Origin of the sequence: Nocardia gamkensis NBRC 108242, assembly GCF_001612985.1 — a bacterium.
Lineage (GTDB): Bacteria > Actinomycetota > Actinomycetes > Mycobacteriales > Mycobacteriaceae > Nocardia > Nocardia gamkensis.
Window position 1 is genome coordinate 43,760 of sequence record NZ_BDBM01000001.1, and the last position, 11,930, is coordinate 55,689.

Below are 11,930 nucleotides of genomic sequence, written 5' to 3' on the forward strand. Positions count from 1 at the left end.
ACGACCTTACGCATCCGCGCCCGGGTAAATCGTCCGATTCACGTGAAACGAACACACCGCGCGCTCAGGACGAATAATCCTTGCGCAGCTGGACTTTCACCACCTTGCCGCTCGCGTTGCGCGGCAGCTCGGCCAGCAGCACCAGGTCCTTGGGGTGCTTGTAGCGCGCCAGGTTCTCGTTGAGGAACGGCTCCAGCTCGGCCAGGGTCAACTCGTCGTCCGGGTTGTGCAGCGCGACCACCGCGACCGGCACCTCGCCCCACTTCTCGTGCGTGCGGCCGACCACCGCCGCCTCGCGGATCTTCGGGTGCGCGAACAGGACGTTCTCCACCTCGGCGCAGTAGATGTTCTCTCCGCCGGAGATGATCATGTCCTTCTTGCGGTCGACCACGTAGATGAAGCCCTCTTCGTCCTGGCGGACCAGGTCGCCGGAGTGGAACCAGCCGCCCGCGAACGCCTCGGCGGTGGCCTCCGGCTTGTTCCAGTAACCCTGCATGAGCGTCGGGCCGCGGTAGACGATCTCGCCGACCTCACCGGGTGCGACGTCGTTCATCTCGTCGTCGACGATGCGCGCCTGAATGGTCGGGATGGGCTTGCCGACCGAGCCGAGCTTGCGGATCGCGTCCTTGCCCTCCAGCACGCAAGTGATCGGCGACATCTCCGTCTGCCCGAACACCGCGACGTTGAACGCGTTCGGGAAGCACTCCGCCATCGCGCGCAGCACGGTGTCCGAGGCGGGCGCCGCGCCCCAGCTGAGCGCCTCCAGCGCGAGCTTGCGATCCTTCACCGTCGGGTGGTCGCAGACCAGCTGCCACTGGGCGGGTACGCAGAAGGCGGAGGTGGCCTGCTCCTGCTCCAGCGCGTCCAGGAACTCACCGGCGTCGAAGGCGCCGAGCGGATGCAGCACCGTCTTCGCGCCGAGCAGGAACGCCGGGGCGAGACTGCCGAGGCCCGCGATGTGGAACAGCGGCGAGGTGCACAGCCCGATCGACTCCGGCTGCAACGCCAGCGCCCGGATGCAGGTCAGCGCCTGGGCGTTCATGTTCGCGTGGGTCAGCACCGCGCCTTTCGGGCTGCCGGTGGTGCCCGAGGTGTACATGATGAGGCTGGGGGTGTCCTCGGCGATGTCCAGCGGGGTGTGCGGCTCACCCGGCTCGGCGAGCAGGTCGTCGAAGCCGATCACGCCGTCGCCGGACGCGCCGCCGATCACCACGCAGGTCTCCAGGGTGGGAGCCTGCGCCTGCACGGCGGTGGCCAGCGGCTGCAACACGGTGTCGGTGACGACCGCCTTGGCTCCGCTGTCGCTGACGATGTAGGCGACCTCCGGCGGCGTCAGGCGGAAGTTGACCGGCACCGCGATCGCGCCGAGCGCGTTGATGCCGAACACGGCTTCGAGGTACTCCGGGTAGTTCAGCGCCAGGATCAGCACCCGGTCACCGAACCCGACGCCCCGGCGGGCCAATCCGTCGGCGAACTTCAGCGACCGCTCGTGCAACTGCCGCCAGGTGGTGTCCACGCCACGGAATCGCAGCGCGACCGCGTCCGGGCGCATCTGCGCGTGCACGGCGAGCTGGTTGTTCCAGTGGTTGCGCCGCGACCTGATCGGTTCGTCGAGCGCTGCTGCCCCGGTGGTCATTGCCACGAACTCCTCTCGGACCGTCATCGGCCCGCCGGGTTGTCCGACGGCGGCGACGGGCTGAATCGCGTGCAGAATAGCAACTAACTTAAACGACCGGCAAGGGATTGCGAGATGAATCTGGGTTAATCAGCCCGGCTCGGGGGCCTAGCCCGGCGGCGCGCCTTCTAGCAGGCTATACGAACTCATCGCAAGTCGCGGCACCGCGCGGACAATGCCGGAAAAGATCATCAAATATGCGAACCTCGGCTCACTTATGAGTTGAACGCGAGGCGATCCTCGTGTCACCATCGACCCCAACGGGCGAACCGGCACGCCCGCGCGAGGTATAGGAGAAGCGCAATGCTGCGGACCAGGTTCACCGAGAAGTTCGGAGTGGAGCACCCGATCGTGCAGGGCGGCATGATGTGGGTGGGGCGGGCCGAACTCGTCGCGGCGGTCGCCAACGCGGGCGGGCTCGGCTTCATCACGGCCCTGACCCAGCCGACCCCCGACGACCTGCGCCGCGAGATCGCGCGCACCAAGGAGCTGACCGACAAGCCGTTCGGCGTGAACGTGACCATCCTGCCGTCGATCAACCCGCCGCCGTACGCGGAATACGTGCAGGCGATCATCGACAGCGGCATCAAGATCGTCGAGACGGCGGGTAGCAACCCGGAGCCGTTCCTGCCCTACTACAAGGACGCGGGCATCAAGGTGCTGCACAAGTGCACCAGCGTGCGGCACGCGCTGAAGGCCGAGCGGATCGGTGTGGACGGGGTGAGCATCGACGGCTTCGAGTGCGCGGGCCATCCCGGCGAGGACGACGTTCCCGGCCTGGTACTCATCCCCGCCGCCGCCCGCGAACTGACCATCCCGATGATCGCCTCCGGCGGGATCGCCGACGCCCGCGGCCTGGTCGCCGCCCTCGCCCTCGGCGCGGACGGCGTCAACATGGGCACCCGGTTCCTGTGCACGCAGGAGTCCTCGATCGATCAGAAGGTCAAGGAGAAGATCGTCGCGAACTCCGAGCGCGACACCCAGCTCATCTTCCGCACCATGCGCAACACGGCGCGGGTGGCGGACAACGAGATCAGCCGCAAGGTCGTCGAGATCGAGAAGTCCGGCGGCACCTTCGACGACGTGCGGGATCTGGTCGCGGGAGCGCGCGGCCGCCGGGTGTTCGAAGAGGGCGATCTGGACGCGGGCATCTGGTCGGTCGGCCTGTGCCAGGGCTTGATCCACGACATCCCGACCTGCGCCGACCTGATCGGCCGGATGGTCACCGAGGCCGAGCAGCTGATCACGGCGCGCCTCGCCGAAACCGTGGTGGTCGGCTGACCGGGGTTACCTGGCCGCGCGGGCGGTGACGGCCGCGTAGTCGTGGCTCGCGACGAGTTCGATGCCGTCGGGCAGCGCGTGCAGGCGGTGGATGGTGGCGAAGGCGGCGTCCCGGTCGGCGTCGAACAGCTTGCCGGGCATCGGCGCCTTCTCCCGCAGCAGATCGACCTGCAACTTGCTCCAGACGGCGTCGCCCGCGAGCAGCACCCGGCTGCCGTCGTCCACCGCCAGCAGCACACCGATGCTGCCCGGCGTGTGGCCCGCGAGATCGACCAACAGCACCGAACCGTCGCCGAACAGGTCCTTGCTGCGCGGGAAGGTCAGCACCGGCGGGCCGTCGAGGTCGAAGCGGTCGAAGCCGCGTCCACGCAGCGGGCCGCGCGCCACACCCGCGGGCGCGTGCGGGCCGCCCATCGCCCAGTCGTACTCGGCTCCCGGCAACCGGATCTCGACCGATGCGGGCAACTCGAGCAGGCCGGAGACATGGTCCCAGTGCAGGTGGGTCGGCACCACGAAATCGATGTCCTCGCCCGCCACGTCGTGCGCGGCGAGCGCGTCGGCCAGACCGAGCACCGGCTTGTCCGGCGCGACGAGCAGCGGCACCGGGAAGGGAAGTTCGGGCAGCACGCGTTCGTGCACGCCCGCGCACAGGGCCGGATCGACCAGGAAACGCGCCTTCGGGTGCTCGACCAGGAACGCCGCCATCGACAGCCGCATCTCCCGTAGGCTGCGCACGCCCTCGGCCACGATGGTGGTCGGCGCGGACATCGTGGCCTGGGTCAGCACGGTCAGCCCGACCATGGCGCTCGCGGGGGGCGGCGGCAGCACCTCGAGGTTCGCCAGCAGGGTGGTGTCGGGGCGGCGCGGCCGCAACAACCGGCCCGGCGTGGCCGCGAGCGCGGCACAGCAGCGCAGCAGGACGGGCAGAGTCGGTGTGCGCTCGGCGCGGGTGGCGGCACCGCTGTCCGGTTCGGTCACGGTGCCACGGTATGCGATCATCGCCGGTTCGCGAAAGAGCCGGGCTGGCAGCGGATATGCGACCTTGCTCAGGACGATTTCTCCGGCATAATCGCGGGGGTACCGATCTCGAGTGGGTAACAGCAGCCGGGGAGACGGGGAGGGAGGACGCGATGCGGCCCAGTCTTCCGGACGGGCACAGTGGCGCACAGGAGAACGAGGGTTCGCTCGGCTATAGCCGGCGCACCGCGCTCACGTGCGCCGCCGTCCTGGCTGTCGCGGATCTACTAGGCGTCGACGCCGCCGCGGTGTCGACCAGTTCGCCCTTCACCGATCTCGGCCTCGGTTCCAGTCAACTCGCGAGGCTGACCGCCCATCTCGAAGACGCCATGGGAGTCGAGGTTCCGCTGACCGCGATCTACGACCATCCGGATATCGAACAGCTTGTCGAGTATCTCGCGATGCGATGAGCGGCGCGCCCACCGACCCCGCCGGCTCGCATCCCCCCGTCTCGGTCATCGGCATCGGCTGCCGACTGCCCGGAGCGGCGAGCGCCGCCGAGTTCTGGCGGCTGCTGATCGAGGGCCGGGACGCCACGTCCACACCGCCCGCAGGGCGGCTGGGCTCCCGCCACGGCGGGTACCTCGATGACGTCGAGTCCTTCGACAACGACTGGTTCGCCATCTCCGACCGCGAGGCCGCGCTCATGGACCCGCAGCAGCGGCTCGCGCTGGAGGTCGCGGTCGAGGCGATCGACGACGCCGGGATCGGCTATCGCGTACGGGGTTCCGGGGCAGCCGTCGTCTTCGGCGCTTCGGGGTACGACCACGGCATCGCCGTACTCGGGCGCGCGGGCCACGACGCGCCCTACGCGGTGACCGGGTCCGCGCTCAGCATCATCGCCAACCGGCTGTCGTACGTGCTCGATCTGCACGGGCCGAGCCTGGTGCTCGACAGCGCCTGCTCGTCCTCGCTCGCCGCGGTGGACCTCGCCGTCCGGCTGCTCGCCGACGGCACGGTCCCGTTCGCCATCGTGGGCGGCGTCAATCTCGTCTTGCTGGAGCACACCTCGAACTACCTGGCCGAGGGCGGGTTCCTGTCGCCCGGCGGGCGGTCGGCGCCGTTCGACGTCACCGCCGACGGCTACACCCGCGGCGACGGCTGCGCCGTGGTGGTGCTGCAACGCAGTTCTGACGCGGTGCGCGAGGGCAACCGGGTCTACGCGGAGATCGTCGGAAGCGCCGTCGGGTCGGACGGGCGCTCGAACGGCCTGTACGCGCCGAACGGCCGCGCGCAGCAGGAGACGTTGCGTACCGCCTGGTCGCGGGCCGGGAGCGCGCCGAGCCGCGCGGGCTACATCGAATGTCACGGCACCGGTACCCCGTTGGGCGACGCGGTGGAAGTCGGCGCGCTCGCCGCCGCGCTCGGCGACAGCGCGGGCGATCCGATCTGGATCGGCTCGGTGAAGTCGAACATCGGGCATCTGGAGGCCGCCGCCGGAGTCACCGGGATGGTGAAGACCGCGCTGTCCATCCACCACGGGATGATCGCCCCGACGATCAACGTCCACGCCGAACATCCACTGCTGCACTTGGCCGAGCGCGGCCTGCGGGTGCCGACCGAGCCGGTGGACTGGAGCCGGGTGGCCGCTGCGGAGCGCGTGGCGGGCGTCAGCTCGTTCGGATTCGGCGGCACGATCGCGCACATCGTGCTCCGCGGCGTCGACCCCGCCCGTTCCGACCGTGCCGAACTCTTCCCGATTCTGCTGACTCTCACCGCACGCGACGAGGAGGAATTGCGCGAACGCGCACAGCGGCTGGCCGTCGAGCTGGACCAGGCGCGGCCGCCGCTGCCCGAGTTCGCCTCGGCGGCGGCGCGATCGCTTCCCGAGCAGGCCCGGGCAGCGGTCCTCGCGCACGATCACGCCGACGCGGTGCACCGGCTGCGCGCTTTCGGAAGCGGCGACGCAGGCGCGGCGCTCGGCCCCGTGGCGAACCGCCGCCGCGGCGGGCTGTTGTTCCTGTTCTCCGGACAAGGCGGCCAGCATCCGAAGATGGGCCGCGCGCTGGCGGCGCGGTATCCGGTCTTCGCCGCGGCGCTCGCCGAGACGACCGACGCGATCGTGGCGGCGGGCGGGCCGCGAGTGTGGACACCGCGCCACGGTTTCGCCCCCTCGGGCGAGACGCAAGCCACGGATCTCGTGCAGCCCGCGTTGTTCGTGTTCCAGATGGCGCTGGTGAAGCTGCTGGCGGCGTGGGGAGTTCGGCCCGACGCGGTGGCGGGGCACAGCCTGGGTGAGATCGCGGCGGCGGCGGTGAGCGGTGCGCTGTCGGTCGCGGACGCGGCGCGCGTGGTGGTGCTGCGCAGCGCGACCCTGGCGCATCTGGACGGGCACGGCGCGATGGCGGTGCTGGAGGCGCACCCGGACGAAGCGGCCAAACTCGTGGAGCCGATGCGGGCGGAGGTGGCCATCGCCGCGGTCAACGGCCCGAGATCGGTTGTCGTGTCCGGCACGCCACGCTATGTCGACACCCTGGTGCGGCGGGCCACGCGCCGCAACATGTTCGCGCGCAAGCTCGCGGTCGATTTCGCCGCGCACAGCCCGCAGGTCGTTACCGTGCTCGCGCCTTTCGTCGCGGCGTTGACCGAGATCACCGCCCGGACGCCGCGCGTACCGGTGTACTCGACGGCGCGGCGCGGCACGAAACTCACCACGGCGGCGATGGACCGCGACTACTGGTCCGAGAACGCGGCGGGCACGGTGGAATTGGCGGCCGCCTTGGAACGCGCGGCGGGCGACGGCATCTCGACCGTGGTCGAGATCGGCCCGCATCCGTTGCTGCTCCCGGCGGTGCGGGAGTATCCGGACTTCCGCGACGGCGCGCATGCCGTGGCGCTGCGCGATGACGAGGCGAGCGGCTTCCTCACCGGCTTGGCGCGGCTGTACCTGGAGGGGCGGCCGGTCGATTGGTCCGCGCTCGGTCCATTCGGCCCGCTCGCACCGCGGCAGTGGCGCAAGCGTAAGTTCCCGCTGCTGGTCGCCGGGCCCGCGAGCGCGCACGTCCCCGAATCCGCGTTCGACGCCGAGGATCTCGCTCATCACGTGGTGCAGGGCGAGGGCATCGTCCCCGCCGTCTTCTGGCTGCGCAGGCTGCTGCACCTCGCCCGGGACACCGCCGGGACGGCCGCACTGGCCGACTTCGCCGTGCACGAGCGAACCGATCCGGCCGTCCTGGCCGAGGTCGTCTACCGCGGGCCGGGAGCGGAGGAAAGCGTGCGGGCGGAGGTCACGGGCACCGGGACGCTGGCTTCGGCCCGGCCCGCCGGTGACCCCACACCCGCGGATATCGTCGCATGGATGCGGGTGGTCGACGCAAACCGGGCCGCACGCCACCATATGCGCGTCATCACCACCGGCGCTTTCTACCAGGAATTGCGCCGCAGGCGGCTGGAGTACGGTCCCCGATTTCGCACGCTGCGCGGTATCGCGGCGGGTACCGGACGCGCGCTCGGCCTGTTCGACGCCGCTGAATTACATCGCACCGCAACGCTGGACGGCTGCCTGCACGTGCTCGCCGCGGCGGTGTTCGACGAGTTGCCCACCGCATCGATTCCGCTGCCGATCGGCATCGACTCGGCCTGGCTGTCGCACGAGCCGAATCGGCACGTGCTCGAGGTGCACGCGCTGGTGCGGGAGCGCGGCGACACCGGACTGGTCGGGGACGTCATCGCGACCGACCAACACGGCGTGCCCTGTCTCGCCTTCTCGGGCGTGCACATCCGTTACGCCGACCCCGGCGCGGAGGAGGAACTCGGCGCACTTCGCACGGTACGTGCCGACGAAACGCGGGCCGCGCCCTTCCGTCACGAGGTTTGGCAAGCTCGCGATTCCGGCTCGCTCGGGATCGGCGACGCGGCCGAAAGTCTCGTCCGGCGCGCGGTGGTGGTGGGTGCTTCGGATCTCGCGGTACGGCTCGCCCGCGCGCTGGACGCCGAACTGCCGACCGAGCGGATCGCACGCGAACCGGACGACGCGAGCCCACTCGTCGCCGCGGTCCTCACCGGGCGCGGCGGCGGCCACGCCGTAGTGGCCGTCTGGCCCGCGGACTCCGGCGGGAGCGACGACCAGAACGCCGCCGCGGCGACGAGTCGCGTCCTCGAACTGTTGCAACTGGTCTGCGCCCACGCCGCCACCGCGTCCGTGACGGTCGTACTGCCGCTGCTGGAGGCGGCGCGCTCACGGCCCGACGAGCCCGGCGCGCCGATCTCGATCGTCCCCGCCGCGATCGCCGGGCTGGTGCGCTCGCTCCAGCTCGAGACGGGCCGGACGGTACGGCTGATCTGGACCGACCCCGACCTCAGGAACTTGGCGCCGCTCACCCGTCTGGCGACGGCTACCGACGGCGCGATTCCCGGCGAGCTGCGCCTGTCGGCGGGCGAGGTCGCGGTGCGGCGCTTCGCGCCCGCGCGAGCGCGCGCCCTGCCGGTCGCCGGCATCGACGCGAACGGAACCTACGTCGTCACCGGCGGGCTCGGCACACTCGGTTCGGTCGCCGTGCGCTGGTTGCTCGACGCAGGCGCGCGCGACGTGGTGGTGCTGACCCGCGCGCCCCGCCCGGTGCCCGCGCCGCTCGACGGCTTGGAGGACCGCATCGTCGTGGTGCGCTGCGACGCCGCCGACCGGGACGATCTGGCGAACGCGCTCAGCGATATCCGGGCCTCCGACTCCGCGATTCGCGGCGTCGTGCACGCGGCGGGCGTGCTGGAGGACGCCGGATTCGACGCGGTCACCACCGGCCAGGTGGCCAGGACATTCCTGCCCAAATCCACCGCGGCGGGCAATCTGATCGAGCTCACCGCGCCCGACGCCACGGATTTCGTCCTGTTGTTCTCCTCGGCCACCGGTGCGCTCGGGGCGCCGGGGCAGGCCGCCTACGCCGCCGCCAACGCGGCGATGGACGCCCTGGCACAGCGTGATCCGGGCAGGCGGATTCTGAGCGTCGGCTGGGGGCTGTGGGATTCCGGCCTCGCCGCGGCCGCCGGCGGAGCGGCCCATCTGCGGCGCGCGGGCATCGGGGCGTTCGACCTGCGGCGCGGAAGCGCCGTACTGTCCCAGGCCCTGCGCTACGACGGCCCGTACCTGCTCGCCCTGGAGTACACCCCGACGACCGACACGTCCCCGGTCGCAGTACGCTTGGCGAATCTGCTGGCGACAGCGCCGGATTCGAGCACCGCTTCCACCGGGCACACCGCGACCGAGCGCACGCCCGCGCCGCCGGAGCCGACCGAACCGCTCACCACGATCATCCGCAGGGTCCTCGCGAGCACGCTCGATCTGCCCGCCGAGCACATCGACCCCGCGGCCGACTTCAACGAACTGGGGCTGAGCTCGCTGCTCGCGATCGAGATGCGACGGACTCTGGAATCGCGGCTGCGCATCCGGATCGCCACCGCGGAGTTGTTCAAGCATCCCACCATCACCGCCCTCGGCGCGGCCCTGCTCGAGCGGGTCGCCACGGATTCCGGAGACGCCTCGTGAGCAACGACGCGCACCCGGCGGGCAATGGCCTCGCGACGTCGATCGCCGCGTGGGCAGCCACCCGGCCGGACGAGCCCGCCTTCACCGAACTGCGCTTCCGCGTTCAGGAACGGGTGCCCGTCACGCTGACCTACGCCCGTCTGCACGCCGCGGCGGGCGCGCTGGCCGCGCGACTACGGCAGGAGAGCGCGCCCGGCGACCGAGTGGCCCTTCTCTGCGCCCATGGCATCGACTACGCGGTGGCGTTCCTCGCCTGCCTGTACAGCAATCGAGTCGCGGTGCCGCTGTTCCCGGCCACGGGCGCGCGCAACCGCGACCGTCTGCACGCCGTCCTGGCCGACGCCCGGCCCACGCTCAGCCTGCTCTCGGCGCAGGACGAGATCACCGCGCCGATCCTCGGTCCCGCGCTGGGCCGGATACTCACCTTGCCCGCGACGCTCTCGGTGGCGGAGTGGGGTTCGGCCGATCAGATTCTGTCGAGCACTCATCCGGTGCTAGCGACGGCGGATGCGGTCGCTCGGCAGGTGGAATCATCGCAGACAACTTCCGGTACGGCGGGCATGCGTGCAGCCGCTTCGATCACGGGTTCGCCCGTGGTGGACTTCGCGGCCGCGCCCGTCATCGACCCGGTGGGCGACGAACTCGCCTACTTGCAGTACACCTCCGGCTCGACCAAGTCTCCCGCCGGTGTCCGGGTCACCCACGAGAACCTCGCCACGGCGTTGACGCAGCTCGGGCATGCCGTGTCGGTCGCGGACGATCGGCCCGTCGTGTCCTGGCTGCCGTTCTTCCACGACATGGGTTTGATTCTCGGCCTTTCGCTGCCGCTGTTCCTGGGGGTGCACGGCATCACGCTCGCGCCCGCGGAGTTCGTGAAGCGCCCAGTCCGCTGGCTGCGCGCGATCTCCGACTACCGCGCCGGTACCACGGGGTGCCCCAATTTCGGCCTGAAGCTCGCGGTCTCGGGCACTACCCCCGCCGAGCGGGCCGGGCTGGATCTGTCCGGGCTCGACCTCGTGCTCAACGGATCGGAACCGGTCCGCGCCGACGCGCTCACCGAATTCACCGAGACCTTCGGCCCATACGGCTTCCGCCATCACGCGCACACCCCTGGCTTCGGGTTGGCCGAAGCCACCCTCACGGTCACCGTCTGCGACCAGCACGAGGACCCGGTGTGGCAGCACTTCGACCGGGCCGCGCTGGCCGAAGGACGCGTGGTCGCGCTACCCGAGGCAGCGCCGGGATACCGGGACGGCGTGCCGCTGGTCGGGTGCGGCGCACCCGTCGGGCAGGAGCTGCGAATCGTCGATCCGGTGGCCGGGACCGTGCTGCCGGCCGGGCGCGTCGGCGAGATCTGGGTAGCCGGAGACAATGTGTGCGACGGGTATTTCGGCAGGCCGGATGCCACCGAGGAGACCTTCGGCGCCACCGTGCCGGGGAGCGCAGCCCGCTGGCTGCGCACCGGCGACCTCGGATTCCAGCACGAGGGGCAGCTCTACATCGCGGGCCGCCGCAAAGACGTCATCGTGGTCGACGGGCGAAATCACTATCCCGCCGATATCGAGGCGACGGTGCAGGCATCCGCCCCGGAGGTCCGGCCGGGCCACGTGACGGCGTTCGGGCACGACGACGGGCTTCACGAAGACCTGGTCGTGGTCGCCGAACTCGTCACGCTCGGCGGCTGCGAGACCATCGAACTGTTCGCCCTGGCCCGGCGCATCCGCACCGCGGTCGCGTCCATCCACGAGGTGATGCCCGGTGCGGTGCTGCTCGTGGAGCCGGGACGGATTCCCAAGACCAGCAGCGGCAAGCTCCGCCGCGGCGAGTGCAGGGCCCGCTACCTCGCAGGTCGGTTGCAGCCGGTCGCCATGATCTGAAGCCGACGAATCTTTGCGGAGCGAAAAGGTCCTGACGAGGACGCGCTCGTCAGGAATCGGCTCGGCCCATGAGGCGATCGGTCTCGCGCCGCTCACGCTTCGTGGGCCGCCCAGCGCCGCGGTCGCGACGAGGCAGGCTCGCCACTATCTCGCGCGGAGGAGGAGGCGGACTGCGATCGATCAAGCATTGCGCGGCGATCGGAGCGCCGACACGCTTGGCGACGATCCGCTCCACGATGACGATGCGTTCGATACCGCCGGCCCGGATGCGGACCTCGTCACCGGGGCGTACGGGTTGGGCGGGCTTGGCCGTCGCGCCGTTCACCCGGACGTGCCCACCGCGACATGCCTCCGCGGCAGCGGATCTGGTTTTGAACAGGCGCACCGCCCAGGTCCACGCGTCGACGCGGGCCTGGGTCGCAGTGCTCTGGATGCCGGATTCGGCGCGGGCCACTCGTCAGACGATACGGCGTGCGGTGACCACCATGTCGGGGCGCAGCGGTGTGTAGGACACCGGCGTACCCGACTGCACCGCGTTCAGCAGCTTGTTGTCACCCGCGTAGATCCCGACGTGACCGCCGCCGTTGGTGATGACGATGTC

At 70.8% G+C, this 11,930-nt stretch carries 7 protein-coding genes; 4 read left to right on the forward strand and 3 right to left on the reverse strand.

All coding sequences use genetic code 11. The features are described from left to right. Window positions 1-64 precede the first annotated feature (64 nt). Window positions 65-1,636: a fatty-acid--CoA ligase FadD5 gene (gene fadD5 / locus NG1_RS00230; RefSeq protein ID WP_062966776.1), complete on the reverse strand. Its 1,572-nt coding sequence runs from the start codon at window positions 1,634-1,636 to the stop codon at window positions 65-67. 342 nt (window positions 1,637-1,978) lie between these two features. Here fadD5 and NG1_RS00235 point away from each other — a divergent pair, with 342 nt between their 5' ends. Next, on the forward strand, window positions 1,979-2,956 hold the full coding sequence (locus NG1_RS00235) for an NAD(P)H-dependent flavin oxidoreductase (protein ID WP_084498590.1): 978 nt from the start codon (window positions 1,979-1,981) through the stop codon (window positions 2,954-2,956). A 6-nt stretch (window positions 2,957-2,962) separates the two neighbouring features. Here NG1_RS00235 and NG1_RS00240 read toward each other — a convergent pair whose 3' ends face one another. Further along, complete coding sequence (locus NG1_RS00240) at window positions 2,963-3,934, reverse strand: MBL fold metallo-hydrolase (protein WP_245659732.1); 972 nt, start codon at window positions 3,932-3,934, stop codon at window positions 2,963-2,965. 152 nt (window positions 3,935-4,086) lie between these two features. Between NG1_RS00240 and NG1_RS00245 the strand changes: the two genes are divergently transcribed. From NG1_RS00245 to NG1_RS00255, 3 genes are read left to right on the forward strand one after another with little or no spacing between them, the layout of a single operon-like run. Beyond that, window positions 4,087-4,383, forward strand: a complete 297-nt coding sequence (locus NG1_RS00245) for an acyl carrier protein (RefSeq protein ID WP_051175699.1) — start codon at window positions 4,087-4,089, stop codon at window positions 4,381-4,383. Beyond that, window positions 4,380-9,452 carry a type I polyketide synthase gene (locus NG1_RS00250; RefSeq protein ID WP_062966761.1) on the forward strand — a complete coding sequence of 1,691 codons (5,073 nt, stop codon included), beginning with the start codon at window positions 4,380-4,382 and terminating at the stop codon, window positions 9,450-9,452. The genes NG1_RS00245 and NG1_RS00250 overlap by 4 nt, the downstream gene beginning before the upstream one ends. Then, window positions 9,449-11,329 (forward strand): fatty acyl-AMP ligase, encoded by a 1,881-nt coding sequence (locus NG1_RS00255; RefSeq protein ID WP_062966762.1) that lies wholly within the window; start codon window positions 9,449-9,451, stop codon window positions 11,327-11,329. Before NG1_RS00250 ends, NG1_RS00255 begins: the two co-directional genes overlap by 4 nt. 49 nt (window positions 11,330-11,378) lie before the next feature. Here NG1_RS00255 and NG1_RS00260 read toward each other — a convergent pair whose 3' ends face one another. After that, window positions 11,379-11,783 (reverse strand): RNA-binding S4 domain-containing protein, encoded by a 405-nt coding sequence (locus NG1_RS00260; protein ID WP_084498592.1) that lies wholly within the window; start codon window positions 11,781-11,783, stop codon window positions 11,379-11,381. Between the last annotated feature and the right edge of the window lie 147 nt (window positions 11,784-11,930).